We start from the raw sequence: 25,646 nt of genomic DNA, 5'->3' as shown, positions 1-25,646 counted from the left end.
CCGTGGCCGTCGACGGTCTGATCGGCGGCCGTTCCACCTCGATACCTGACGATCCGTCGCGTCTTTGAACGGCAGCTTCACATTTCCGCCTTCACCATCAGTCACAGGATCTGTCGATATCAAGTATCTTGATGTCGAGATTGATGCCGAGATAGATGCCGAGCGTGGAACGGAGCCTGGAACATGCGGTGGGACGGGGGCGGACTGGTGGCGCAGCTGAGGCGGCCGCCGGGTGGGCGGGATGCGCGGATCATGCTGCTCGCACAGTGCGTGGACCGGACCGGGACGGGGGTGTGGGCGGCGGCTTCGGTCCTGTACTTCACCTTCGTGAGCCGGCTGGACGCGCGCCAGCTCGGGCTGCTGCTGGGTGTGGGGGCGGTCGCGGGGATCGCCGGCTCGCCGCTGGCGGGGCGGGCGGCCGAACGGTTCACCGTGCGCGGCCTGTTGATCGGCTGTCATCTGCTGCGACTGGGGACCATGTGCCTGCTGCTGGTCGCCGACGGCTTCGCCGCGCTGCTGCCCGTGGTGGCCCTCACCTGCCTGGGAGAACGAGCGGCCAAGACGCTGGAGATGCTCTTCGCCACTCGGATCGCGGGTGAGCGGCGAGGTGTCTACCAGGCGCTGTTCCGCAGTGTGGCAAACGCCGGGTACGCGCTCGGCGCGGGGATCGCCGCGCTCGGCCTCGCGGTGGGCACCACGAACGCCTACCACGCGCTGATCCTGGCCAACGCGCTCTCCTACGCACTGGCCGCCGCCCTGGTCTGGCGGACCCGGGAGCCGGCCGGCCGCGGACTGGTGGCGGCACCCGGCGACGGCGAGCCGGCCGAGGACCCGTCCCCCGCTCCCAGCCCCTGGCGGGACCGCGGCTACCTGCTCTTCGTACTGCTCGACATCCCGATGAACCTGGACGACTCGGTACTCAACGTCGGTCTGCCGCTGTGGCTCGTGGACCACACCAGGGCGCCGCACGCCGTCGCCCCCGCCTTCCTCGTGATCAACACCGTGCTCGTGGTGATCCTGCAACTCCGCGTCTCCGCCCGGGCCGAGGGTCCGAGGCGGGCGGCCGCGGCGGTGGGCTGGTACGGGACGACCCTGCTCGCCTGCTGCCTGGTACTGGCGACCGTCACCGGCGGCGGGGCGTGGTCGGCCTCGCTCGCCATGCTGGCCGCCGCGATGCTGGTCACCCTGGCCGAGCTGATGCGTTCGGTGAGTTCCTGGGAGCTGGCGGTCAGCCTCGCGCCACCACGGGCCCAGGCTTCCTACCTGGGGGTGGCCGGGATGTCCCAGTCGGTGCAGAAGTCGGTGGGCCCGCTGCTGCTGACCGGCGCGGTGATGACGGCCGGCCCGGCGGGCTGGCTGGCGCTCGGCGCGGCGGTCACCGGGCTGAGCCTGCTGCAGCGGCGGGCCAGCCTGCGGCGGTTGGCGGCGCTGACCGCGCCCCGGCGCTCCGTCAGCACCGTCGCCGGTTAGTGCTTCAACTAGTGCTTCAACTGCGGCAGTCGTGACGTGAGTTCAGGCTCTTGGTTGACCAGGCCAGGGCTGGGAGCACCTCGGCGAGTCGCACGCTGTCCGCGTCACGGCTGGACCTGCGGCGAGGTCGCCCCCGGCGGCACGGATTCCGGACGGGCCACAGACCGTGGCGGAAAACCCTGTGGCCGGGTCTGTGGTAGTGCCGTCGGGACTGCGTCGCGCGGTGCCCCGATACTCGGGTGATCACCGATCAGAGGGCTGGCGATGCGACCCAAACTGAAGTCCGACGTGCTGTACGTGCCCACCGGTGACGGGGTGCACGTGTTCGGCGCCGGAGCCGATGTCGCGCTGCGCGGCCGGTCCGCCTACCAGTGGTTGGACCGGATCGCGCCGTATCTCGACGGTTCGCGGGAGTTCGACGACCTCGTCCGTGATCTCCCCGACGACAAACGCGCTGTGGTGGAGGCGCTGGTGCGCCGGCTGCACGCGGCCGGCTGCCTCGTGGACGCCACCGAGGACCTGCCGCACGGCCTGACCGCACGGGAGTTGGAGACGTACGCGGCCGACATCGCCTTCGTCGAGTACCACCGGGACTCGGCCGCGCAGCGGTTCGAGTCGTGGCGCAACAGCACGGTGGTGGTGCTGGGTTCGGGTCCGGCGTTCACCGCGCTGGTCTGCTCGGCGCTGCACTGCGGGGTCCGCCGGCTCCGCGCGGTGCGGACCCCCGAGAACACGACGGACACGGCCCGACTGGCCGAGTCGGCCGTCGAGGCGGCCCGGCGCGATCCGGACCAGACACTGGTCCAGGTCCCGCTGTCCGACGCGGAGGAGGCCGCGCTCGCCCGCGCGGACGTGGTGCTGCACGTGGCCTCGGCTCAGGAGGTGGACCGCGCGGTCCGCCTGGCCGGGCTGTGCCGGACCTCGGACACCCTACTGGTGCAGGGGCTGGTGCTCGACGACGTCGCCTGGCTGGGTCCGGCCGGTTCGGCGTGGGAGTCGGCCTGGCTGCGGCTGGGCGCGCACGGCCCGTTCCGGGAGAGCGAGTTCCTCACCGGCCCGGCCGCGGCGGTGGTCGCCGGGCACCTCGGGCTCGCGGCGTTCCGGGCGGTGACGGGCGTGACCACGCCCGATGACACCAACCTGACCAGGATCGACCTGGAAACCCTGCGCACCTCGGTCCACTCGTTCCTGCCGCATCCGACCGCTCGGCCGGCCCGGCCGGAGGCCGAGGCCCGGTTCGCCGACCGGATCACCCGGCTGAGCAACGCCGACCCGGTCACCGAGCAGGACTTCTCCGCCCGGGCCGCGCGCTGCTTCGACCCCCACACCGGCATCCTGCGCAGCCTCGACGAAGGGGCCTTCACCCAGCTGCCGCTGAACGTGACCGAGGCGGTACCGCACTTGAACGTGACCGAGGCCGTGCCGCCGCACTCCGACGGCACGCCCCGGGTGTTCGGCTCGGGTCTGGGCTTCGTCGAGGCCCGGCAGCGGGCCGCGCTGCGCGGCCTCGCGGTGTACGCCGCGGGCGCGGCCGATCCGCGCAGGTTCTCCCCCGGCGGCACCGTGTGGGGCTGGGACCTCGTCGGTCAGCGGGCCAGGGCCGTACCGGCGGCCGAGGCGTTCACCGTCGGGACGGGCCTGGCCGCGCGGTTGAGCTGGGGCGACGCCGTGACCGACGGCATCGCCCAGCACTGCGCCCGCCTGGCGGTGGCCGACGTCTCAGCCCGCCGGACGAATCCGGTGGCCCTGGAGTTGGCCGGGACGGCCCTGGACGCGAGGGCCCGGTGCCATCTCGACCTGCTGCGCTCGGCCCGGGGTTCCGTCCAGGCCGCCGACATCGGCGGCGAGCTCGGAACCCCGGTGCTCGCGTGGTGGCAGGAGGGCCGACCGGTCGCGGTGACCTGCGGTCCGAACGCGGTGGCGGACGGTCTGGAGCAGGTGGTGCTGGACCGTCAGGCCGCCCTGGCCCGTGAGCCGCAGTACGCGCCGACTCGGATCGACGGGCTCGACCGGTTGCCCACCCTGGCGTCCGGTGTGCGCCGGCCGCGCGAAGCGGACCTGGTGGAGCTGGTCGGCGCCCTGCGGCTCCGCGGGCTGCGTCCGGTCGTGGTGCCGCTCGACCACGATCCCGCGGTCCACGAGCTGCTCCCGACCGTGCTCCGCATCGTGCTGGTCGATGAGTCGAGTGCTCGATGAGCGAGTCCCCGATGGGTGAGTCCTCAATGGGTGAGTCAGCGGCCGGGGCCGCCGATCCGGCCGGGCTCCGGTTCTGGTGGCGCACCTTCGAAGGGGTCCAGGAACTGTTCGCGGAGGGGCACGGCGAGGAGGGCGGGCCGGAAGACCCCCTGCCGACCAAGACCTACCGGGGCCTGCCACGGCACGTGCTGAGCCCACCGGCCCGGCGGATCGGCGACGCGCGCTGGTCCTTCGCCGACTTCCGGCGGGCCCACCCGAAGGACGGTCCCAGCCGCGACGTCCTGGACGAGCCGGCCCTGTCGGCACTGCTGCACTACACCTACGGGCTCGGACGGATGGAGTCGGGGCCGCATGCGGTCTGGCCCTACCACCGGATGGTGGCCTCCGCGCGGTGCTTCTACCCGGTGGAGCTGTATCTCTGGCCGGCCGAAGGGGCTGGGGATCTGCCTGCGGGGTGCTACCACTACGACCCGGCGCACCACGTGCTGACCGGACTGCGGTCCGGCGGCATCCCCCGCGAACTGCGGACTGCCACCGGAACGGGGCGCGAGGGCACTCTCGCCCTGCTGGTCGCGGCCGTGTGCTTCCGCAAGACGGCCTTCCGCTACCGCGACTACGCCTACCGGCTCTGCGCCCAGGAGGTCGGTATGACCGTCGGGAACGCGCTGCTGGTGGGAGGCGCGCTGGGGCTGCGGGCCCGCGTGCACCACCGGTTCGACGACGCCGTCGTCAACCGCGCGCTGGGCCTGGACGGAGACGAGGAGACCGCCTTCGCGGTGCTCGACCTCTCCCCCTGGCGGCCGTCCGGGACGGCTCCGGCGCCATGTGACGAGGAGCCCGGTGCGCCGCTGCCCGCTATCCGTCCGCGGCACGTGCGCACCAACACGGCCGATCCGGCCACCTGGTCGGGCCTGGCCGCACTGGACCGCGCCAGCCGGCTGACCGGCGCCGGCTGGGAGGCACCGGTGGACCGGGACGCCTTCCACCTCCCGGCCGACGGTCCCGAGCACTCGGCCGACGGTCCCACCACCACGGGCCGGGTGCCGCTGACCGCCGCGGAACCCGAACACGTCGAACTGGCCGAGGCCCTACGGGCGCGCGACTCGGGTGGCCGGATGTTCCTGCCCGACGGCAGGCCGCTGCCCGCCCGGCAACTGGCCGGTCTCCTCCGGCACGCCCTCGAACCGGTGCCGTCCGACCACACCGAGGCGGCCTGCCGCCCGCTGGTCGACTGCCACGTGCTGGTGCTCAACGCCGTCGGCGCTGCCACCGGCCTCTACCGGCTGGGTGCCGCACCCGAGTTGGTCGCCCTTCCTGGCCGGGACTGGCGCGGTGTGGTGTCGATGCTCTGCGACCGGACGCCCTCGGTTAACTCGGCGAAGGCCAACGCGATCGTGTTCCTGAGCGCGAACCGGATCGCGGGCGACCGTTGGTTCGGTGACCGCGGGTACCGGATCCTGCACCAGGAGGCCGGGATCGTCGCGCAGCGGATCAGCGTGCTCGCGGCGGCCGCCGGGCTGTCCGCGCGGGTCACCAACGGCTACCACGACGGCCTGGTCCGCGCCCTGATCGGCGCCGGTGCGGCGCACGTACCGGTCTTCACCCTCGTCATCGGCCGCCGCCGGGCCAGCGCGCAGTACGAGGTCCCGCTGACCTGGTGACGCGCGCCACCGAAACGGCGCCGCGCGCGATCCTACGGTCGGCCTTCGGCCGCACCCGTGAAGACCGCAGCCCGCTTCCCGTCCGAACCTGGGCGTGGACCGGTTCTGGTCCCCCGGAACCGACGACGAAGAGAGGAGGACAGCCATGGAGAAGGACCTCGTCCTGGACCTCGCCGATCTCAGCGTGGACGAGCTCGACATCCTGCCCACCGCACCGGGCGCCAGCCTGGAGTCGATCAATGTCGGCCACGCAATGGTCGAGATCGGCGCGTCCAACTGCACCTCGCGGGGCACGCCCGCGAGCTGCTGTTCGTGCTGCTGCTGCTGACGCGGCAGGCACTGCCGTGCCCGGCGCACAACCAGTGCGCCGGGCACGGCACCGCAACTACCCACGAGAGAAGAGACGTTGACCGACGCCCTGACAGTAGCCACCCGCCCGGCCGGTGTCGCGGTACTGGGCAAGGGCCTGCTCGCCACCGCGATCCGGACCGCCGTCTCCCGAACGCACCGGCTGGTCACGGACACCGACGACGGCTGCACCGCGATCGTCACCGCGAGCGACGGGTGGAACGGCGCCGTCGCACCGGAGCGGCCCGGCACCGGGTGGTTGCCGGTACGGGTCGAGTTGGGCAACGTCGTCATCGGCCCCTACGTCGCACCGGGCCGGGCGGGTTGCGCGCGCTGTGCCCGGACCCGGCGGGAGCGCGCGCTCGGCCCGGACAGCCCCAGGGCCGAGCTGGTACGCCGGTTCGGCACCGAACTGGCCGACCGCGCCAACCCGTTGCTGTCCAGCTGGGCGTGCGACGCGGTCGGCGACCTCGTCTCGGCGGAGCTCGCCGAGACGCCGGGCCGGTGGACGACCGATGCCATCGTGATCCTCTCGCTGACGGGCCTGGCCGTCGACACGCACCCGTTCCTGCCCGATCCCGACTGCCCCGGATGCGGCGGCCTGCCGGCCGACCACCCGCCCTCCCTGATGGACACGGCCCGCCCGAAACCCGACCGGGACACCTATCGGGTCCGCGATCTCGCCACCGACTGGGACATCTTGGTACGGACCTACGTGGACGGGCACACCGGGGTGATCCGCCAGCTCGACGTACGGACCGACTACCGCTACCCGATGGTGTCCGCGCCACTGCACCTGCCCGGCGGCGAGCAGGAGGCCGGGTTCGGCCGGGACCTGGACTACGCCAGTTGCGCGCGCACCGCGCTGGCGGAGGCGCTGGAACGGCTCGGCGGCGCCCGCCCCGGCGGTCGGCGTACGACGGTCCGGGCGAGCTACCGCAGCGTGGCCGAGCAGGCGGTCTGCCCGACCGAGCTCGGCCTGTACCCGCCGGAGCGGTACGCACAGCCCGGGTTCCCCTACCCGCCCTTCGATCCGGACCTGGAGCTGAACTGGGTCTGGGGCCACTCCTTCGGCCGCGACGCACCGGTGCTGGTACCCGAGGACTACGCCTACTACCGCACCCGGCACGGCAGTTCGCTCGCCCGGCCGCTGGCGTACGAGGTGTCCAACGGGTGCGCCCTGGGCGGCTGCCTGGAGGAGGCTGCGCTGCACGGCATCGTGGAGCTGGCGGAACGGGACGCCTTCCTGCTCACCTGGTACGCCCGGCTGCCGGTGCCAAGGGTGGACCTGGCCACGGTGGCCGACCCGCGGATCGGGATGCTGGCGGAGCGGATCCGGCAGGACAGCGGCCACCGGGTGGCGGCCTTCGCCACCACCACGGAGCACGGCATACCCACCGCCTGGGTGATGGCGGTGCACCCCGCGTCCGGCGCGGAGCCCGCGGCGATCTGCGCGGCGGGCGCGCACTTCGATCCGGAACGGGCGCTGCTCAACGGGCTGTTGGAGCTCACCGCGAACCTGGGCTGGAACCGGGTCGCGCACCGTGAGGAGGCGGCCAGGATCGCGGCGATGGTCGCCGATCCCGACCTGGTGCGGGAGATGCGCGACCACGCCCTGCTGTACTGCCACCCGGCGGCGTTCGACCGGTTCGGCTTCCTACCGGGTGAAGACGCCGGCCTGCCGGTGGCCGCGGCGTTCGCGCGGGCCACCTGCCGGCCACGCGGCGAGGACCTGCGCACCGATCTGGCCGAGGTCATCGCCCGGTTCACCGGCCGGGGACAGGACGTCATCGTGGTGGACCAGACCACGGACGAGCACCGGGCCGGCGGCCTGGCCTGCGCGAAGGTGATCGTTCCCGGGCTGCTGCCGATGACCTTCGGACACCGGATGCGCCGCACCCACGGCCTGCCCAGGCTGCTCCGCCTGCCCGCCGAACTCGGCTACCGGCACGGCCCGCTGGACCCGTCGGAGGTCAACCCGCATCCCCACCCCTTCCCGTGACTGGAGTTGACGATGACTCAGGGTTTCTCAACCCCGGACACCTTCGGCGTGCGGATCGGCGGGATGCCGGTGTCGACGTTGGACGACCTGCGATCGCCGGAACTGTGGCGGCAGATCGAGGCGGTGCTGGCCGGTGAGGACCGGCTGACCGCCGTCGCCGCGGAACTCTCCGACGAGCTGTTCGAGCTGATCGGACGCGAGCCGGCCGGCAAGCCGCTGCTGGTCGCACTGCGCCGGTCCATCCACAACCGTCGGCCGCCGGCCCGGTACTGGAACGACGACGTCCGCGCGGTCCTGCCGACCGGCCTGGCCGACGGGGTGCGGTCCTGGCTGGAGCTGCTGGCCGCGCACCAGCGCGACCTGGCGTTGCTGGACGAGTTGGTCGGCCGGCACACCGGGGCCCAGCACGCGCTGCTGCGGAAGGCGGTCGGCGATCCGGCCTTCCAGTACGGGCTGGTTCTGAGCAGCCCCGTGCTCCACGACCGGCTGCGCACCTGGCTGGCCCGGCCGGAGCAGACCCCACCGGACCGCCGGCTGGCACTCCGGCTGGCCAAGTACCTCGCCCGGATCACCACGAAGACCACCCCGTTCAGCACCTTCACGATCAACGGCCTCGGCCGCTGGCGCGACCGGGCTTCAGGCGGGTCCGAGGAGGCGAGTGAGCACAGGGACTTCACCGTACGGACCGTCGTCGAGCCCAACCTGTGGCTGATCCAGCAGCTGGTCCGGGAGCTGAGCCGGCATCCCGTCCTCGCGGCGCGCCTGCGGCTGCGGCTGAACCCGAGCGCCCTGTTGACCGGGGAGCGCTGGGAGTTCCTCGGCCCGGGCTCCGATGAGCCGCTGCGCAGCCTGGCGGCGAGTGCGCAGATCCAGCTCTGCGTGGAGGTGGTGACCGAGGCCGGGCGGACGCGCGCGGAGGCCGCCGGGCAGGTGGCGGTCCGCACCGGGAGCACCCCGGCCACCGCCGACGCCTATCTGGGCCGGCTGGTCGACCTCGGGCTGCTGGAGGCCGAGCGGCCGTTCGCCGACCAGGCGCTGGACCCGCTCGCCGAACTGCGCTCCTGGGTGGCCGGCGCGGGCCCGCCCCTGGCCGAGGTCGTCGGTGAACTGGACGGGCTGGCGGACCGGTTGGCCGGCTACCCGGCACTCACGGACGCGGCGGACCGGCTTCGGCGCACCCGGGACGTCGAGGCGGCCCTGCACCGGATCCGCTCACTGGTCGGACCAGAGCGGATCGAGCTTCCGGCCAAGAACAGCATCATCGAGAACGCGTTGCTGGTCACGGTGGAGACCGGGCCCGATGCGCGCGACTGGGCGCCGGTGCTGCGGGATCTGGACGCCGTACGCCGCTGCTACGCCGTACTTGACCCCGCCCTGCCGGGCCGGGTCGCGCTCGCCGAGGCGTTCGCCGAGCAGATCGGCCCGGGCGCCGAGGTGCCGTTCCTCACCTTCCACCGGGCGGTGCAGGAGTGGTTGCGTGAGGACGGCGAGCTGCCGGGCGTGCTGTCCATCGCCACGCACGGGTACCGGGCCCTGGAGGATCACCGGCTGCCGAGGATCCGTGAACTCGCCGAGCTGCGGGCGCAGTTGTGCGCCGAGGCACTGGGCGGGCCGTTGACGGAGGACGGCGTGCTGCGGCCGTCCGTCGAGCGGCTGTCGGCGTTGGCCGACCGCTGGCCGGTGTGGATGCGACCGCCGGACTCGGTGGCCTTCTACGGGCAGCCCTACGGTGAGCCCGACGACCCCCGGTTCGTGATAAACGCCGTCAACTCCGGTCACGGCCGCGGCCGTGACCGCATCCGCCGGCTGCTCGCCCAGGCCGGGGTCGCCGTGGAGGTCGACACTGCAGCACCGCCGGGCGGTGTGCTGGTCGCCGACACCTGCCGCCATTACGGTGCCAATGTCGGTCTGCGCTTCTCGGCGGTGGCGGAGGAGATCGACTACCCCGGGGGCCTCAGCCGGCGCGGGGCCGACCGGCGCATTCCGATCGGCGACCTCGTGGTGCGCCACGATCCCGCCCTGGAGCTGCTCACCCTGCACTCGCGCGATCGCGGGAGCGAGGTCCGCCCGGTACACCCCAACCTCATCGCGGAGCTGTGGTTGCCGCCCGCGATCCGGCTTGTGATGCAGGCGTTCGGCGCCACGCCGAACCTGCTCATCCCGGGCCGGCGGATGTTCGGGGACACCTCGCTCGACGGGGTCGACCAGCTGCGGGCCGAGCCTGCGGTGGTCATCGGCCGCACCACCGTGAGCCGCCGCCAGTGGGTGTTCCCGGTGAGCGCGGTGCCCGTCCGCGGCAAGGGCGAGAGCGACCGCCGCTACCTGCTGCGGCTGGCCGCCTGGCTGCGCGAGCACGGCATGCCCGTCCGCTGCTTCGTCCGGGCCCTCGACCCCGCCTCGGTGGTCGGCGGCAGCGTATGGCGGATCAAGTCCCGCAAGCCGCTGCACATCGACTTCGCGAACCTGCTACTGGTGGGCCTCTTCGAACGGATGCTGGCCGGAGGGGAACAGGTGCTGTTCCTCCAGGAGGCGCTGCCCGACCCGGCCGACGCACCGCACTACGGGGCCCATGGATCCCGGGTGACCGAATACCTCGTCGAGATCAACGGAGGACAGGATGCCGACCGCTAGCGACCGGCTGGAACCCGACACGGCGCGGGCTACGGACTGGGTGTGCGCGCACGTCTTCTACGACACCGACCAGGACGGGCTGCTGGCCGACTGCGTCCGGCCGCTGGCCGGGGCGCTCCTCGCCGACGGCCTGGTGCAGCGGTACTTCTTCCTGCGGTACTGGGAGGGCGGCCCGCACGTCCGGCTCCGGCTGCTGCCCGCCCTCGCCGCCGACCGGGCCGAGGTCGAGCGGCTCACAGAGACGCGGATCCGCGCGTTCCTGGCAGGCCGCCCGGCCCGGGACGTCGTGGACCGCTCGCGCTTCGCCCAGGTGGCCGCGGACCTGGCCGGTCTGGAGGGCCGGGCGGGCCACGACCAGGTGGTGCGGCCGAACAACACGGTGGAGTTCCTCCCCTACGAGCGCGAGCACGCGGACTACGGGTACGGACCGGCCATCGCCGCCATCGAGCGGCACTTCTTCGAATCCAGCCGGCTGGCGCTCTCGGTGGTGGCCGCCGGGGCGACGCTGGAGCAGCGCGCCCTGCTGGCCTTCGACCTGGTCGTGGGAGTGTTCGCGCTGAGCGAGGAGGTACGCGACCAGTGGCGGCGCCATGGCGGCCCGCCGCTGCCGTTCGGCAGCGGCCCCGAGGCCCCGGAGACGGTGGCCCGCTACCGGGCCCAGCGCGAGCGGCTCCGGGAACGGGCACTGGACACCTGGCGGATGGCGGCCCGACCGGACGGCACGGACCAGCGAGCGTACTGGCTGGCGTCGGTACGCCGGCTGCGGGACGAACTGCACGGCCTGGAGGACCGGGGCGGTTTCGCCACCGAGTGGGCCGCCTCCCCATTGGCCGGCCCGCTCGACCTGGCCGCCACCACCCACCCGGCCACCAGTCTGGTACTGCTCCGCTGCGCGCACCTGGTCAACAACCGGCTAGGACTGACCCTGTGGCAGGAGAACCAGCTGCGCTTCTTGGTCGGCCGCATCCTCGCGGAACTGCCCGAGGCGTTGACGGCGTCATGAGCGACTCGGCCGTCCGCTGGCACAGCATCCACGTCCACCACCATGACGGGAGTGCCGAGTCCGCGCTCGTCCGGCACGCCGTCCGGCCTGCCTTCGAGGCCGTGCGCGGCTCGGTCGGCGGCGCCTGGTTCGGTCGGCACTGGCGGCGCGGTCCGCACCTGCGATTGAACTTCCTCACGTCCGATTGGAGTTGGGACGCCGAGGTGCGGCCGACGGTCATCGCGCTGGTCTCCGAGTACTTGCGCGCCCACCCCTCGACGGCCGGGCCGGACGAGGCCGCGCTGGCCCCGGTGCACCAGCGGTTGGCGGAGCTGGAGATGGAGACCGGGCCGCTGCACCCCTGGCTGCCCGACAACGTCGTACTCGAACAGCCTTACGACCACCGGTTGCAGGTACTCGGGTCGATGCGGGCCAGCGAACTGCTCGCCGGCTTCCTCAGCGACACCACCGACCTGGTGTTCCGGATGTACGACCACCTGTCCTCCGGCGGCGCGTTGCCGACGCTGGCGCTGGACCTGATGTGGACCACCACGGCGGTCGCCGCCATCCCGTTCGAGGCGGGTGGCGCACCGATCGAACGCGGCATCCTGTCCCTGCGGTCGCATGCCGACGCCTTCCTGTCGCGCACGCGGGACCCGACCGGGTACCGGGCGACCTTCGACGAGCGCTACCGTCGCCAGGCGGACGCCCTGTCGAGGCGCCTGCGCGCGGTGGAGTCCGCGTTGGCCGGCGGCGGGGGTGAGCCACCGTTCGTCCGGGAGTGGGGCGAGGTGGTGCGCCGGTACCAGCGGATCGCGTACCCGCTGCTGGCCTCGGGCGAGGTGTCGCTGCGCGGGGCCGGCCGGGCGCCGCGGATGCCGACCCAGCAGGTCAGCGAGTTCCACCAACTCCTGCAGAGCGGCCACGGCCACGCGGACTTCCTGTGGAGCGACCACTGGTTCGCCTCCTTCCGGCTGGTGGTGAACTACCTGTACGTCCACCTGGGCCGCCTCGGGCTGGGGCCGGCGGACCGGGGGCTGCTGTGCCACCTGGCGGCGAACACCGTCGAATCGCTACACGGCGTCTCGGCGACCGGCAGCTTCCAGCGGTACGTGGTCTCCGGGTCCGCCGCCGGCCCTCCCGAGTGGGTCCGGCTCGGCGCGCAGTGGGCGGACGGGATGGCCTGAGGTGCGTGGTGCTACCCGTCCACCGGCAGCGCTCTCACCGTGTCCGCCGTCGTCCTCGCCGGGATGATCTCGGCGAGTTGCTGGCGTCCGGAGATGCCGAGTTTGCGGTAGGCGCCGGAGAGGTGGAACTCCACCGTCCGCACGGTGACGAACAGCTTCCCGGCGATGGCCCGGTTGGTGTGGCCGTCCCGGGCGAGGCAGAGGATCTTCAGTTCCTGCGGGGTCAGGCCGATCAACGCCGGATTCGGCGGTTCGTCGGTGTCCACCGGGAAGCTCGCCTGCTGCGCCGCGGTGATCCGGCTCACCAGCGGCCGGGCGGAGCAGGACCAGGCCGTGGACAGCGCGGCGACGAGCTCGGTGTGCGCCTCGTGCGGCCGGCCGGCCACGCTCAGCGCGGTGGCCAGGTCGAACCGGGCGGTCGCCAGCTCCAGTCTGGCCGGTGAACGGGTCAGTGTGCCGACGGCCCCGGAGAGCAGGCTGATGCGGCGCGTGCCGGTCTCGGTCATGGCGACCGCGTGTTCGGCGGCCCCGATCGTGCGCGGTGTTCCCCACCGGCGTGCGTCCTCCAGCTCGGCGCCGGCCAGCCTGGCCGCCTCGGCCACCTCACCCGCCGCGACGAGCAGCTGCGCGGCGCGCGACCGCCACGGCAGCACGGCCGGGTTCCGCACCTGGCAGTCGGTCAGCAGCCGGCCGGCGGCCAGGTAGTCCTCGACCGCGCGCAGTGGTTCGCCGGTCTGCTCCCACAGGGCGGCACGCGCGGCGAGTACGGCCGGGGTGTCCTGCCACGGCGGCAGTTCCCGGTCCAGGCCGCAGCCGGTGAGCAGGGTGCGGGCGGTGTCGGTGTCGCCCATCAGGGCGCGCGCCTCGACCAGGGCCGACACGGCCAGCGCGGCCAGCCGGTGGCCCGTGGGCACCAGCCCGCAGAGCCGGTCCGCCATGGGCGTCAGCGCCTCGGCCACACCGCCCAGGTCACCGCGGACCCGGCGGATCGCGGCGCGCAGCAGCTCGGCGGCGACGTGGTCCCACCGCCCGGGCGGTACCCCGCCGGCCAGCCGGGTCCGGCTGCAGTGCGTCCATGCCTCGGTCAACTCGTCGGCCCGGATCAGCGCGCCGCAGCCGTGCCACAGGCCCCTGCCCAGACTGTCGCTGCCACCGGCCAGCGCCTGCCGGGCATGGCGCACGGCCGCCCCCCTGTCCGCTCCGGCGTCGACCGCCTCGGCGGCTCGCAGTGCGGCCAGTTCCCAACAACCGCCGCCTGGTTCCGGAGCCTCTGCGGCCAGGTCGTCCAGCCCCTCGCCGGACCTGACCAGCCAGGCGGGACCACCTCGCCAGCTGAGCGCCTTGTGCAGCCGCAGCCGCCAGACGTACGCGGCCGAGGCCGGGCCGAGCCGCTCGGCCGTGTCGTCGAGGACCGCCACGGCGTCCGCGGGCCGCCCGCACTCGGTCAGCAGACCGGCGAGGGCCAGCGTGTGGTCCACCATGGCAAAGGGGTCCTCGGCCTCCTGCCGCGCCGCGTCCAGCTGGCGCACCGTGAGCTCCGGATCGACGAATGCGTCCAGTGCGGCGAGCTCGCACCGCACGGCCGCCCTGACCTGCGGCCCCAACTGCTCCCGCAGCAGACCGCGCAGGTGCCGGGCGGCGTCCTCGGCCCTGCCCTCCTGTGCCAGCCTGCGGGCCGCGATCCGCAGCGGCCGTACCGTCCATTCCTGGCCGAGCGGACCGGCCGCGACCAGCTGCCGCGCCACCCCGGTCACGTCGAAGTGCCCGTCGCGCAGGATCTCGGCCGCCCGCAGGTGCAGGGCGGCCCGCGTGCCGACCGGTACCGCACCGATGACCATCGAGCCGAGCAGCGGGTGGCAGAACGCCAGCGGCGTGCGGTTGGCCAGCAGGCACCGGTCGACCAGCTCGTCGACCGCGGTCAGGGCCTCCCCCACGGTCAGCCGCGCGAGTTCCGCGGCCTGCGCGATCTCCGCGTCGACACCGAGTACGGCGACCGCCCGCGCCAGCGCGAGCGCCGGTTCACCGATGCCGCCCAGCCAGCGCTCGATACCGGGGAGCGCCCTCGAACCGGTGCCGGCCCGCAGCTTCTCGGCGCTGGGAGCAGCACCGCTGTGCTCGGACAGCAGGGCCTGTAGCAGACCGGGGTTGCCACCGGTCAGCTCGTAGCAGGCCGCCGCGGCGTCCTCGTCGAGCCGGACCCCGCAGCGGGCGGCCGCGAAGTCGGCGAGTGCGGCCGCCGGCAGACCGGTGAGGGTGATGTGTTCGGCAAGCGCGGCGAGTCCGGTCGTCAACTCGGGCTCGCCGCCGCCTCCGAAGTGCCCGGCGGACAACGCGACCACCAGCCGGTGCGGGAACGCGGACGCCGACAGCTCCGACAGCCAGCGCAGCGACCACGGTTCGAGACAGGCGGCGTCGTCCAGGCAGACGGCCACCGGCGCACGGCGGGCCTGCGCACGGACCAGTTCGACGAGATCGCGCAGCACCTCCGTCGAGGGCGAGGACGCGCGGTCCGCCACCCGCGTGCCCGCCGGCGACAGCCGGGCGAGCACCTGGTCGGCGGCCGCGAACGGCACGTCGGGCAGGCTCCGCGCGTTGGCGACGGCCACCTGGAACCCCGCGTCGGCGGCGAGCGCGGCCAGTGCCGCCACCGCCTCCGACTTCCCGCTCCCCGGCTCCCCCTGGATCAACACGGTGGTCGGCCGGCCGGCGCGGGCTCTGTCGACCACACCACTCAGCCGCGCCAGCTCGGGCCCACGCCCCTGCGCCCCGATCCAGGCCATCGTTCCCTCCCCCGCACGAACCTGCCCCACACCCGTCATCGCACGGACTCCGGACGACACGGGTTCCTGTGACGGACACTCAATCCTTTTGATCCGCAGCAACTTTATGGCAACCAGATGGTGTACGACCAGGTTGCGAGGAAATCTCCCCGGTCGGCCGCCGATGCCGGTCCGAGCGATGCCGCGGCAACGGCTTCTCAGCCATCACCGCGCCCGGGGCAGCGCCTTCGCCGGCACCGGGAATGACTAGGGCCGGCCTCGACTCCCGCTGCTCCAAGGCCGGTTGACCACCCCGCGCGGTGCTCTCCGCCCGCGGAGCGCACCGCACCTGCCCGCTCCGCAGTGATCAACCAATGCCCGATCAGGGCAGCCTGAACCATCGACCGCCGGCTGGGGTGTGCCCGAAAGCGATGTCCTCCAGACATGTTTTCTCACACAGTGCCTGGTTCGCATGTGACGCGCCTTCGCGAGCATTTTGCCGGTGGGCGATCACCCGTCGGCCTCGATCCTCCACAACGGCCCGAGCCATCTGCGCGGCCCACTGCCGGGCAGATGGTCCCTGCGCCATAGCACGGACACCGTTGACTGCGCAGTCGTTTCCCGAAGCAACCCGCCTCTTGGGCGAATCCGACCCCGGGCGCCGGTGGAACGCCCCCGATTGGGCAAGCCTGGTGCCAGCACCAGGCCCGACCGATGGAGCAAGAGCCTTGTCTGGACACCTCCCACCGCCATGCGACATACGTGGCATGTCCGGCTAGAGGCATCAAATCGGTTGTGTGGCAGCGTTTTTGGGTTTGTGCCAGACATGTCATGAACCCGGCTATGCTACTTCCGGCCCAGCCCGCCGCACCGCCGTCGCACCAGGTCCCGCGGATCGGCGTGGGCATCGGGCCGCACGCCGAACGCCGAACGCTGCCCCACGCCTCCGGAGTCGGCCGCCGCCGTCCTTCCCCCCGTAGCCTTTCGATCGTTTGAGGATGCTGATGCTTCGTGCTGGATCGTCCCCCGGAAGCCGGTTCTCCGCTCCCGTACTCGTGTGGCTCCTGCCCACGGTCGTGACGGCCGCCGCCGCTCTCCTGGCGGTGTCGGTGGTCCCCGCCGGCGCCCGCGCGGGAGTCGTGTGGTGCGGGGTGGCAGGCACCGCGGCGGTGGCCGTGGTGGCCGCCGAGGCGGCGCGCCGGGGACGTGCGGTGGCGATCCTGCGCGAGCGGTACGCCCAGCGGGAGGACGAGCTGCGCCGTCGGCTGGCCCGGCAGGAGGCCGAGACGGTCGAGCTGGCGAAGTCCGCTCTGCCCGAGGCGGTCGCCCGGCTGCAGCGCGGCGAGTTCCGCGAGGACCTGCTGAAGGCCTACGAGTCCCACGACCCCGGCGCGGACCAGGACTTCCAGGCCGCCCTGCAGTACGTGCTGCGCACCGTCCTGGAGGCCGTCGACAACGAGGAGGGCATGCGGGAGTCCACCCAGCGGGCGTTCGTCAACATCGCCCGCCGCGTGCAGGCGATCGTCCACCGGCAGGCCCAGGACCTGCGCGAGATGGAGGACCGGCACGGCAACGACCCGGCTGTCTTCGACGACCTGCTGCGCCTGGACCACGGCAACGCGCTGATCGGCCGCCTCGCGGACAGCATCGCCGTCCTCGGCGGCGCCCGCCCCGGCCGGCAGTGGCGCAGGTCGGTGCCGCTGTACAGCGTGCTCCGCGGCGGCATCTCGCGCATCCTGGACTACCAGCGGGTGGACCTGCACCCGGTGTCCGAGGTAGCCGTGGTCGGACCGGCCGTCGAGCCGCTCATCCACGCGGTCGCCGAGCTGCTGGACAATGCCACCCGGTACTCCCCGCCGCAGACCAGAGTGCATCTGACCGCCGTCGAGGTGCAGACCGGCATAGCGATCGAGATCGAGGACGGCGGCCTCAGCCTGAGCGAGGAGGGCCGCGCCCGCGCCGAGCGGATGCTCAGGGAGGCGCAGTCCGGAATCGACCTCAACGACCTCGGCGAGACCCCCAGGCTCGGCCTGGCCGTGGTCGGCCGCCTCGCGCAGGCGTACGGGTTCCAGGTCTCGTTGCGGCCCTCCGCCTACGGCGGTGTACGCGCCGTCCTGATCGTGCCGCAGGAGCTCATCACCACGGCACCCGCCACCGCCCGGGCACACGGCATCGGCGTCGCCTCCGGCCCCCGTCCGATCCCGCCCGCCCGTACCCGGCCGGCGGCCGGGCCGCGGCGCCGCGGGTCGATGACGGCACAACCTTCTTATCCGGAGCCGTCGTTCGGCTCCTCCCTGGAATCCCTCGCGGGTTCGGGCCCGGCGGACGGCGGGTTTCCGGTGGTCGGCGAGCGGACCCCGAACGGTCTGCCGCAGCGCCGCCGCCGCGCCGCGGCCCCGTGGACGGGTACTCCCGAGGCCGCCAGGGTCCCCGAGCCGGCCCAGGAGCCGGTACAGCCCGGAATGTGGCTGGCCGCCTTCCACGAGGGGGTGAACGGCCATGCGCCGTCCACCGGTTCGGCCGGCCACACCAATGAAGAGTCGGCAGGGAAGGGCGAGCAGTGATTCAGCAGCGGACCAACATGGACTGGATGCTCAAGGAGTTGGCGGACGGCGTCCCGCACACCCGCCACATCGTTGTGCTCTCCGCCGACGGACTGCGGATGGCCCAGTACGGCACCGACCCCGACACCGCCGACCGCCTCGCCGCCGCCTGCGCCGGCCTGCAGAGTCTGGCCACCGCTGTGGGACACGAGTTCCCGCAAGGCGACGGCCGGATGCGACTGGTGGTGATCGAGGTGGGCGGCGGCTTCTTCTACCTGATGGCGGCCGGCTCCCGGGCCTACCTCGCGGTGCTGGCCGAGGAGGGCGTCGACGCCGGGCTGGTGGGCCAGCGGATGCGGGACCTGGTCGCACGGATCGGCGAGCACCTCAGCACACCTCCGCGCAACGGCGGTCAGGTCGCATGAGCGGGCGCGGCACGGAGCTCCCCCTGGTCGCAGGCTCGGCGGGAGTCGTCGGAAGGCGCGCGTCACGCAAAGTGGCCTCCCAGCGGACGGGGCCGCAACGGCCCGGGCCCGGAGGGGAGGCGAGCACATGAGCACAGCCGGCCGGGACTGGGACGAAGGCAACCCCGAGCGGCTCTATGTGATCACGCGCGGCCGCAGCGGTCTGCCCGAGCACACCACGTTCGACCTGGTCACACTGGTCGTTTCCCGTTCCGAACCGACGCCCATGATGCAGCCGGAGCACGCGGCGATCCTGCGCATCTGCGGCTCGCCACTGTCCGTGGCCGAGATCTCCGCCTATCTGCGACTGCCGGCGAGCGTGGTCACCGTGCTGCTGGCGGACCTTCTCGTCGAGGGACGGATCGAGGCCCGCGCCCCCATCCCGAAGGCGTCCCTTCCCGACCGTGCCTTGTTGGAGGCGGTGATCCATGGACTTCAGAAGCTCTGACACCGTAGTGGGGCCGCAGAGCTCGGACCTGCTCCCGGCCTCGGCCAGCACCGCCGTCAAGGTGGTGATCGTGGGCGGCTTCGGCGTCGGCAAGACGACCCTGGTCGGCTCGGTGAGCGAGATCCGCCCACTGACCACCGAGGAGACCATGACTCAGGCCGGGGCGGGCATCGACGACACCGCCGGGGTCGAGCGCAAGACCTCCACCACGGTCGCGATGGACTTCGGCCGGATCAGCATCAGCGACGAACTGGTCCTCTACGTGTTCGGCACCCCGGGGCAGGAGCGGTTCTGGTTCCTCTGGAACGGCCTGTTCGAGGGAGCCCTCGGCGCGGTGGTGCTGGTCGACACCCGCCGGCTAGAGGTCAGCTTCGACGTGATCGGGCGGTTGGAGGACCGCGGCGTGCCGTTCGTCATCGCGACCAACGCCTTCCCCGAGTCCCCGACCTACCCGACCGAGGAGCTGCGGACCGCCCTGGACCTGCCGCCCGAGGTACCGATCGTCGCGTGCGACGCCCGGACACGCGAATCCAGCCGGGACGTCCTGCTGGCTCTGCTGCGCTACCTGTACAACCTCGCGGCCCCGGCCGTGCGGTGACCGCACTCCGCCCCTGGCCGCCGCCCGTCGGCCACCTGTCCGTCTCCCGGTCGGCGCACCAAAGACGCTCGCCCCGTCGGCCCCCTGCCAACTGCCGCGTGACGACGGCCCGTTCACTCCCCTCGATGACTGCATTTCCCGATGACCCTCCCGTGCTGACTCCGGAGATACCGTGACCACCCCGTTCCCTGCCGACGCCTCCCCCACCCCGCCGCCCGGGTGCCCCGCCCACCAGCTCGGCACCAACGGCCTGCGGCGCCTCTACGGACCGGAGGCCGAGGCCGACCCGGCTGGCCTGTACGAGAAACTGCGCGCGGAACACGGCGAGGTGGCACCCGTGTTACTCCACGGCGACCTCCCGGCGTGGCTGGTCCTCGGCCACGCGGCGAACCTCGCCGCCATGCGCACGCCCTCCCGGTTCTCCAGGGACTCCCGCCGCTGGACTGCGTTCCGGAACGGGCTGGTCACACCGGACTCCCCGCTGATGCCGGTGATCGCCTGGCAGCCGATGTGCGTCTTCGCTGACGGCGAGGAGCACAAGCGCCTGCGCGGCGCGGTCACCGACAGTCTGAACCGCTTCGACCGGCGCGGGGTCCGCCGCTACGTCACCCGCTTCGCCGACCAGCTGATCCAGGACTTCGGCCCGACCGGCCAGGCCGATCTGGTGGCCCAGTTCGCCGAGCACCTGCCGATGCTGGTCATGACGCAACTCCTCGGGATGCCCGAGGAGTACGGGCCACGGCTGGTCGATGCCACCCGGGACCTGATGAAGGGTACCGAGACGGCCATCGCGAGCAACGACTACGTGGTGGAGACGCTCCGCCGGATGATGGACCGCAAGCGGGCGGCACCTGGACCCGACCTCGTGACATGGCTGATGCAGCACGATGCCGGGCTCACCGACGACGAGGTGCTGGAGCACCTGCGGGTGGTGCTGCTCGCCGCGAACGAGACGACCGTCAACCTGATCGCGGACACCCTGAAGCTCGTCCTCACCGACCGGCGGTTCCGCGCCCACCTGTCCGGCGGCCACATGACGCTGCCCGACGCCCTGGACCAGGTCCTCTGGGACTCCCCGCCGATGGTCCTGGTAGCGGGCCGCTGGGCGACCGGCGACACCGAACTCGGCGGTCGCCAGATCAAGGCCGGCGACATGCTCCTGCTCGGTCTCGCGGCCGGCAACGTCGATCCGGCCGTCCGCCCCGACCTGTCGAAACCACTCTCCGGCAACCGCTCGCACCTGTCCTTCGGCAGCGGCCCGCACGAGTGCCCCGGCCAGGACATCGGCCGGGCCATCGCGGAGACTGGCATCGACATCCTGCTCACCCGCCTGCCCGACCTCCAACTGGGCGTTTTTGAAGATGAGTTGACCTGGACATCGGCCTGGCTGTCCCGCCACCTGGTCGGCCTGCCAGTGCGCTTCACCCCGCGGACGGCCGACGGGGAGGCTACGGCCGACGGACTCACCGCACCCACAACTGCGCCCACCACCGCGCCGACCCAGCCCACCCAGCCGACCGCGTCGACCAAGTCGGCGACGCCGCCCGCGCCACCCACCGCCCAGCCGTCAGCGCCGGAACCTCCCGTTCCAGCCGCCGTCCCTCGCCAGCGCCGCAGCTGGTGGAGCGTCCTGACCGGGATGTTCCGGCGCTGACGCCAGCGGCAGCGGCAAGTGCGGCGGCAGGCCCACCCCCCTCGGGGGCGATCTTCGCGCGGCGGGAGCGCAGGAATTGCTGCAACTCCGCATTCGGCTCCTGACCCATGGCACCACGGTAAATCCGGGGACCCCGCCGCGGACCACCGCGAAGGGGGCCTAGCTGGACCCCCTGTCGAAGCATGCCTCCCACCTCGGCCGACGGCTGTGTTTGTCTTCGAGCGCAAGCACACATCGACCCCACCCCGCCCATCACCGACAAGCGCCTGCGCCGCCGCTGACGCACGACACGCCCGGCGGCTGCGAACGCCGGGCCGTCAGACGTACCGATGGCGGCTCCGGACGCCGAGCCGTCATCGGTACGCCGCATTCTTCCCACCACTCCACGAAAACGCAGCAACAAGAGAGAAGACAGCCACGCCCCGGCAGTTCGCAGGCACGCCAGCGCTGGTCACCGGCGGCGGAAGCGGTATCGGGCGGGCGTCCGCGCGTGCGGCCAGCGCAAGGGTGAGTGGGGCCGGCGGGCCTCCTGCGGGTAGCCGCGATCAGCGCAGGACGACGTCGAAGACCATGCGGAAGAAGGCGTCGAGGGGTGCGGAGGACTTGTCGGCCCGGGCCGCGATCAGCGTGCCCTCCCAGGCGCTGAGGATGAACAGCGCGGCCGCCTCCACGTCGAGAGCGGCGTCGAGTTCACCTGTTTCCTTGGCTTCGGTGAGCACTTGCTGGATGCGCGAGGTCCACCGCCGGAAGCCGCCCCGGACGGCGGAGCGGGCGCCACCACGCTCACCTTCGGCGGCATGACGCGTGCGGTGATCCCGGTGCCGACGGGCGATCTGGAGGCGGCACGGCAGGCCAGCGGCGCGCCCGACGTCACCGCGTACGCCGTGCCGCGCGGCAGCGGCGAGACGGAGCACCGCTCCCACGGCTACGCTGAACTCGCCGACGCAGACGGGCAGTTGCACGTCACCGAGCTGAGCACGGGCGAAGGCTTCGCTTTCACCGCAGCGCTGGCCGCCGAGACCGCCTCCAGGCTGCTCGACGGCCCACCACCCGGCGCCTGGACGGCGGCAGGGCTGCTCGGCGCCGAGCGGGTCGCGGCCCTTCCCGGCACCACCATCGAGCTGGGCCGGTGATCCCGATGGCTGCTCCCTCCACCTCGACGCCCACCGTCCACCGGCTGGGCGACCACCTGGTCAACTTCTACCTCGTCGACACCGGGCCGGCCCTGGTACTGGTCGACGCCGGACTGCCCGCGCACTGGGACGGCCTCCTCGGCACGCTGCGCGACCTCGGCCGACCGGTCACCGACATCGCGGCAGTACTGATCACCCATGGCCACCCCGACCACGTGGGCCTCGCCGAGCGGGTCCGCGCTGCCTCCGGCGCCGAGGTGTGGGTACACGAGTCCGACGCACCGATCCTCGCGGAACCGCGGCAGCTCAACAAAGTCTGGCATCCGGAGCGGTCGCTGCTCGGCTACGCGGTCCGCCGCCCGAGCGGCCTGCGGGCACCACTGCACCTGGCTCGCGGCGGCGCGCTGCGCACGCCGGCCGTCCGGGAACTTCGCACCTTCTCGGACGATTGCCAACTCACCGTCCCCGGAAGCCCGTTGGCCGTACTCACCCCGGGCCACACGCACGGCAGCACCAGCTACCTCTTTCCGGACGCCTCCATCGCCTTCACCGGCGACGCCCTGGTCACCCACGACGCGGTCGCCGGACGGATCGGACCGTGCGTCATCTGCCGGGCCTTCACCCAGGACAGCCGGTCCGCGCTGGCCTCACTGGACAAGATCGCTGAGCACGATATCGATCTTGTCCTGCCGGGCCACGGAGAACCATGGACGGACGGTCTGGCGATGGCCGCACGGCAGGCGGTGTCCAACGGAATCCGTTGAACACCGAGGCGGCGGAGCAGGCGCGGCCGGCGCGGCGGGCGACGACGTGCTCACGCATCGCGCGACGGCGCTCCCGACGCGCGGGGCTCCGGCCCCTGGCGGGGCTCCATCTGCCGGGCCACCGCGGCTACTGCCCGACCGGCGGTGCTCGGACACAGCCGGTCCATGGCTGCCGGGGCATCGTGCCGGCGCAGCTGTGCACAACCCCGGCCGGTGAGTCGGCGCGGGCGGTACGGGATTCGGGAGTTGGGGTGGCTACCCGCCAAGTGTGCCCAGGTTCCTTTGAGTACGGGTACTCAGGCCGCAGCCTCGCGTGATCTCGAGAATGGATCGGCAAGCACAGCGAGACACGTCTGCGAGGAAGTGAGCAGCATGGCGGACACCTACGCCAACGAGCCGTCCCGGGCCCGTCAGGGTGACGAACTGACTTGGCCTTGGGTGCTGTTGGGGCTGCTGCAGCTGCTCGCCGCCACCCCGATGCTCACGATGATCCTGGGCGGCGGCCTGGTGGCCGGTGTGATGGGGCTCGCCTCCGGCGGAACCGTGGGTGCGGTGGTCCTGCTGGCACTGCTGCTCGTCTCGGGCCCGGCGCTGGGCCTGGCCCTCCCGGCCCTGATGCTGCTGTCGCCGGCGGTGCGCCGGGGGAACCGGGCCGCGCTCTTCGCACTGCACTGCTGCGGTCTGCTGCTCGGCACGGCGATCGAGTACTTCTGCTGGATCGCCCCGGCGATGCGCTGAGCCCACGGCCCTCTCGCGTGGCCCACGTGACCGTGCCGCCAGCGGAGACGAAGCCTTTTCCGCGGAGTGCCGGCTCGTCTCTGAGTGCCCGCTCCTCCGGCGTCGCCTCGTCGGACGCGGGAGACTCAGGCGCTGTCCGGTGGGCGGCGACCCTCGCCCGGCCGAGGCGACCTCGCTGCCGACCGGCCGACGGGTGGATCGTCAACAATCCGACACAGGTGACGGGAGCAACTCGGAGTACGGTCCGGCCTGTTCTCGCCCTGGACGGTGCTGAGGGAACCGCCCTGCGTGCAGGCACGTCACAGGGACGATCGCACACCGGAACCAATAGTCCCTGGAGTCGACATGCCCCGGCCTCTCCGTGTCACCGTCCTCATACTTGCCGCCACCGCCCTTACGGGGTGCGGAAGTTCGACGGCGGCCAGGCAGCAGCAGTCCCCGCAGAGCGCGGGCGTGCGCCCGTGCCCGACGCAGGCGCAGTGGCAGCACTCACAACCCACCACGCCGCCGACCGGCTACCAAGGGACACCGGCGAACACCCCCGAGGCCGAGGAGCTGTCCCAGGCGGTCGGCGCGCAGGGGCGTAGCGCCTTCGTGGACGTGTGGGGCTCGCTGATCACCGACTACCCGGTGGGGCGCGTCGCCCTGTGCGTCACGGACCTGACCCGGGGCCGGGCGCTGGCGGCTGCCGCCAAGAAGGCCGACCCGAAGATCGACCTCAACCGGCTCGACCTCTACCGGTGCCGGTACTCCCGGCAAACGTTGGACGGCGCGATCAGGCGGATCAGCGCGCTCGGGCCCACGGTGCTCGGCTTCCCGCTCTACACCTACTCACCCGTCACAGACGCCTCCGGCATCCAGGTGGTCTCCACCGCGCAGGGGGCAGCCTCGCAGGCACTGCACGACCGGCTGGCCCGGGCGGCGGGAGACGGCATCCCGGTAGCCCTGGAGCAGGGCGAGTCCGCCGTCCCAGCCTGATTCTGCGACATCCCGCGAGCACTCCTGAGCCCCACTGGGTGCCCAGCGCCGCGGCCGGGGACTTCCTCCCCCTTCGGGTGCTCTGGTCGCCCGTGCGCAGCTTCGGCATTCCTGAAGCATTGCCAGCCGGTTCGAGGGATCCGCGGCCCGCTCGAAGGTGCTGAGCAGGTACTTCCTCTTCCTGGAACTGCGGCGCAAGGTCGAGATCCACCGGATGACCGGGCGGGTCGTCAAGTGCCCGGTCGACGAACCGCCCGCGCGGCTCCAAGCACGCCCACTACGCGGAGTCGGCACGTGCGCTCCTGGACGAGGCTGCCGAGCAGCCGTCGCCGTGAAACCCGCTCGACCTGGGGGCCTCCCTGGAGAGATCCTCAGGTATGGAATTCCTCTGCTACCACCGCGACCGGCCCGGCTCCCTGCCGCTGCGCGACGAGCTACTGGAGGAGCACTGGTCCTATATGGACCGGTACGCGAAGGAGATGATCGCCCGGGGACCGACCCTCGCCGACGACGGCGACACACCCACCGGAAGCGTGCACATCGTCGACCTGCCCGATCCCGCCGCCGCCCGCGCGTTCGCCTTCGACGAGCCCGGCTACCAGGCCGGCGTGTACCGGGACGTGCTGCTGCGGCGGTGGCGCAACCTACTGGGGCGCACCATGTGGGACTTCCCCGGTGGCCGAACCGGCGGCAACCGGTACCTGGTGCTCGGCCTCGGTTCGGGACGGGCCGCCGACCTCGCCGTGCCGCCCGACCGGGACGAGCTGATCGCCTACGGGCCGCTGCTGTCCGACGACGGCACCACCTGGCTGGGCACGGCGGTGTTCGTCCGGGCGTCGGACCAGGAAACGGCACGCGCCATCCTGACTCCGGATCGGTACGCCGAGATCGAGGTGCACAACTGGCAGTTCGGCGGGCGGCCGTCATAACCCGAGGAGGTCCGGCCGAGGTAACCGCCGGAGCCCCTGGGATCGCTCGGGCGGATCGGCGCACCGGGTGCCGCCGTGTCGGAGGCAGCGGAACGTCCTGCTGACCGTCCTGTCCCGGATCGGCCAGGGTTCGCGGGTGGTGCTCACCCACGACGTCGCCC

At 72.6% G+C, this 25,646-nt stretch carries 20 protein-coding genes; 18 read left to right on the top strand and 2 right to left on the bottom strand.

What is annotated here, in order from left to right:
* Nucleotides 1-252 precede the first annotated feature (252 nt).
* From ACWDAK_RS32670 to ACWDAK_RS32635, 8 genes are all read left to right on the top strand, one after another.
* Nucleotides 253-1,470 (top strand): MFS transporter, encoded by a 1,218-nt coding sequence (locus tag ACWDAK_RS32670; protein WP_344640437.1) that lies wholly within the window; start codon nt 253-255, stop codon nt 1,468-1,470.
* A gap of 264 nt (nt 1,471-1,734) precedes the next feature.
* On the top strand, nt 1,735-3,666 hold the full coding sequence (locus ACWDAK_RS32665; protein WP_427395538.1) for a hypothetical protein: 1,932 nt from the start codon (nt 1,735-1,737) through the stop codon (nt 3,664-3,666).
* 26 nt (nt 3,667-3,692) lie between these two features.
* Entirely contained in the window at nt 3,693-5,327 is a 1,635-nt protein-coding gene (locus ACWDAK_RS32660; protein WP_427395539.1) for a SagB family peptide dehydrogenase, read from the top strand.
* A gap of 145 nt (nt 5,328-5,472) precedes the next feature.
* Nucleotides 5,473-5,655, top strand: a complete 183-nt coding sequence (locus tag ACWDAK_RS32655; protein ID WP_344640434.1) for a hypothetical protein — start codon at nt 5,473-5,475, stop codon at nt 5,653-5,655.
* Between the two features lie 78 nt (nt 5,656-5,733).
* Nucleotides 5,734-7,677, top strand: coding sequence for a TOMM precursor leader peptide-binding protein (locus tag ACWDAK_RS32650; RefSeq protein WP_344640433.1), 1,944 nt, complete (start codon nt 5,734-5,736; stop codon nt 7,675-7,677).
* A gap of 12 nt (nt 7,678-7,689) precedes the next feature.
* On the top strand, nt 7,690-10,308 hold the full coding sequence (locus ACWDAK_RS32645) for a lantibiotic dehydratase (RefSeq protein WP_427395540.1): 2,619 nt from the start codon (nt 7,690-7,692) through the stop codon (nt 10,306-10,308).
* On the top strand, nt 10,295-11,311 hold the full coding sequence (locus ACWDAK_RS32640; RefSeq protein WP_427395541.1) for a lantibiotic dehydratase C-terminal domain-containing protein: 1,017 nt from the start codon (nt 10,295-10,297) through the stop codon (nt 11,309-11,311). Before ACWDAK_RS32645 ends, ACWDAK_RS32640 begins: the two co-directional genes overlap by 14 nt.
* Nucleotides 11,308-12,477, top strand: a complete 1,170-nt coding sequence (locus tag ACWDAK_RS32635; protein WP_427395542.1) for a thiopeptide maturation pyridine synthase — start codon at nt 11,308-11,310, stop codon at nt 12,475-12,477. The genes ACWDAK_RS32640 and ACWDAK_RS32635 overlap by 4 nt, the downstream gene beginning before the upstream one ends.
* An 11-nt stretch (nt 12,478-12,488) precedes the next feature.
* Here ACWDAK_RS32635 and ACWDAK_RS32630 read toward each other — a convergent pair whose 3' ends face one another.
* Nucleotides 12,489-15,257, bottom strand: coding sequence for a helix-turn-helix transcriptional regulator (locus ACWDAK_RS32630; protein WP_427395543.1), 2,769 nt, complete (start codon nt 15,255-15,257; stop codon nt 12,489-12,491).
* 983 nt (nt 15,258-16,240) lie between these two features.
* Here ACWDAK_RS32630 and ACWDAK_RS32625 point away from each other — a divergent pair.
* The 5 genes from ACWDAK_RS32625 (at nt 16,241) to ACWDAK_RS32605 (ending at nt 20,943) form a co-directional block, all read left to right on the top strand.
* Entirely contained in the window at nt 16,241-17,800 is a 1,560-nt protein-coding gene (locus ACWDAK_RS32625; RefSeq protein WP_344640458.1) for a sensor histidine kinase, read from the top strand.
* Nucleotides 17,797-18,204, top strand: coding sequence for a roadblock/LC7 domain-containing protein (locus ACWDAK_RS32620; RefSeq protein WP_344640428.1), 408 nt, complete (start codon nt 17,797-17,799; stop codon nt 18,202-18,204). The genes ACWDAK_RS32625 and ACWDAK_RS32620 overlap by 4 nt, the downstream gene beginning before the upstream one ends.
* A 127-nt stretch (nt 18,205-18,331) precedes the next feature.
* Nucleotides 18,332-18,691 carry a DUF742 domain-containing protein gene (locus tag ACWDAK_RS32615; RefSeq protein ID WP_344640427.1) on the top strand — a complete coding sequence of 120 codons (360 nt, stop codon included), beginning with the start codon at nt 18,332-18,334 and terminating at the stop codon, nt 18,689-18,691.
* A complete protein-coding gene (locus ACWDAK_RS32610; protein WP_344640426.1) occupies nt 18,672-19,289 on the top strand; it encodes a GTP-binding protein in 618 nt (205 codons plus the stop codon). The genes ACWDAK_RS32615 and ACWDAK_RS32610 overlap by 20 nt, the downstream gene beginning before the upstream one ends.
* A 172-nt stretch (nt 19,290-19,461) precedes the next feature.
* Complete coding sequence (locus ACWDAK_RS32605) at nt 19,462-20,943, top strand: cytochrome P450 (RefSeq protein ID WP_427395544.1); 1,482 nt, start codon at nt 19,462-19,464, stop codon at nt 20,941-20,943.
* 545 nt (nt 20,944-21,488) lie between these two features.
* Here the strand turns inward: ACWDAK_RS32605 and ACWDAK_RS32600 are convergent.
* A complete protein-coding gene (locus tag ACWDAK_RS32600) occupies nt 21,489-21,857 on the bottom strand; it encodes a TetR family transcriptional regulator C-terminal domain-containing protein (RefSeq protein ID WP_449806522.1) in 369 nt (122 codons plus the stop codon).
* Here ACWDAK_RS32600 and ACWDAK_RS32595 point away from each other — a divergent pair.
* The 5 genes from ACWDAK_RS32595 to ACWDAK_RS32575 all read left to right on the top strand — a co-directional run bounded on the left by ACWDAK_RS32595 (nt 21,741) and on the right by ACWDAK_RS32575 (nt 25,485).
* Nucleotides 21,741-22,076 carry a hypothetical protein gene (locus tag ACWDAK_RS32595; RefSeq protein ID WP_449806525.1) on the top strand — a complete coding sequence of 112 codons (336 nt, stop codon included), beginning with the start codon at nt 21,741-21,743 and terminating at the stop codon, nt 22,074-22,076. The genes ACWDAK_RS32600 and ACWDAK_RS32595 overlap by 117 nt on opposite strands.
* A gap of 5 nt (nt 22,077-22,081) precedes the next feature.
* The gene (locus ACWDAK_RS32590; protein WP_427395545.1) at nt 22,082-22,840 is read left to right on the top strand and encodes an MBL fold metallo-hydrolase; all 759 of its coding nucleotides are present in this window, start codon (nt 22,082-22,084) and stop codon (nt 22,838-22,840) included.
* Nucleotides 22,841-23,212: 372 nt separating this feature from the next.
* Entirely contained in the window at nt 23,213-23,578 is a 366-nt protein-coding gene (locus ACWDAK_RS32585) for a hypothetical protein (protein ID WP_344640417.1), read from the top strand.
* A 345-nt stretch (nt 23,579-23,923) separates the two neighbouring features.
* Nucleotides 23,924-24,556 (top strand): hypothetical protein, encoded by a 633-nt coding sequence (locus ACWDAK_RS32580; protein ID WP_344640416.1) that lies wholly within the window; start codon nt 23,924-23,926, stop codon nt 24,554-24,556.
* A 377-nt stretch (nt 24,557-24,933) separates the two neighbouring features.
* Complete coding sequence (locus ACWDAK_RS32575) at nt 24,934-25,485, top strand: YciI family protein (RefSeq protein ID WP_344640414.1); 552 nt, start codon at nt 24,934-24,936, stop codon at nt 25,483-25,485.
* Nucleotides 25,486-25,646: the final 161 nt, after the last annotated feature.

This window comes from Kitasatospora sp. NPDC001175 (assembly GCF_053598215.1).
This window is presented reverse-complemented; position numbering and strand designations above follow the sequence as displayed.

What these genes read in the sequence shown, in the direction of transcription:
- ACWDAK_RS32590 (WP_427395545.1), top strand. Translation starts at nt 22,082, where the DNA reads ATGGCTGCTCCCTCCACCTCGACGCCCACCGTCCACCGGCTGGGCGAC.
- ACWDAK_RS32585 (WP_344640417.1), top strand. Translation starts at nt 23,213, where the DNA reads ATGGCGGACACCTACGCCAACGAGCCGTCCCGGGCCCGTCAGGGTGAC.
- ACWDAK_RS32580 (WP_344640416.1), top strand. Translation starts at nt 23,924, where the DNA reads ATGCCCCGGCCTCTCCGTGTCACCGTCCTCATACTTGCCGCCACCGCC.
- ACWDAK_RS32655 (WP_344640434.1), top strand. Translation starts at nt 5,473, where the DNA reads ATGGAGAAGGACCTCGTCCTGGACCTCGCCGATCTCAGCGTGGACGAG.
- ACWDAK_RS32670 (WP_344640437.1), top strand. Translation starts at nt 253, where the DNA reads ATGCTGCTCGCACAGTGCGTGGACCGGACCGGGACGGGGGTGTGGGCG.
- ACWDAK_RS32645 (WP_427395540.1), top strand. Translation starts at nt 7,690, where the DNA reads ATGACTCAGGGTTTCTCAACCCCGGACACCTTCGGCGTGCGGATCGGC.
- ACWDAK_RS32630 (WP_427395543.1), bottom strand. Translation starts at nt 15,257, where the DNA reads ATGGCCTGGATCGGGGCGCAGGGGCGTGGGCCCGAGCTGGCGCGGCTG.
- ACWDAK_RS32640 (WP_427395541.1), top strand. Translation starts at nt 10,295, where the DNA reads ATGCCGACCGCTAGCGACCGGCTGGAACCCGACACGGCGCGGGCTACG.
- ACWDAK_RS32660 (WP_427395539.1), top strand. Translation starts at nt 3,693, where the DNA reads ATGGGTGAGTCAGCGGCCGGGGCCGCCGATCCGGCCGGGCTCCGGTTC.
- ACWDAK_RS32625 (WP_344640458.1), top strand. Translation starts at nt 16,241, where the DNA reads ATGCTTCGTGCTGGATCGTCCCCCGGAAGCCGGTTCTCCGCTCCCGTA.
- ACWDAK_RS32610 (WP_344640426.1), top strand. Translation starts at nt 18,672, where the DNA reads ATGGACTTCAGAAGCTCTGACACCGTAGTGGGGCCGCAGAGCTCGGAC.
- ACWDAK_RS32595 (WP_449806525.1), top strand. Translation starts at nt 21,741, where the DNA reads ATGACGCGTGCGGTGATCCCGGTGCCGACGGGCGATCTGGAGGCGGCA.
- ACWDAK_RS32615 (WP_344640427.1), top strand. Translation starts at nt 18,332, where the DNA reads ATGAGCACAGCCGGCCGGGACTGGGACGAAGGCAACCCCGAGCGGCTC.
- ACWDAK_RS32575 (WP_344640414.1), top strand. Translation starts at nt 24,934, where the DNA reads ATGGAATTCCTCTGCTACCACCGCGACCGGCCCGGCTCCCTGCCGCTG.
- ACWDAK_RS32665 (WP_427395538.1), top strand. Translation starts at nt 1,735, where the DNA reads ATGCGACCCAAACTGAAGTCCGACGTGCTGTACGTGCCCACCGGTGAC.
- ACWDAK_RS32635 (WP_427395542.1), top strand. Translation starts at nt 11,308, where the DNA reads ATGAGCGACTCGGCCGTCCGCTGGCACAGCATCCACGTCCACCACCAT.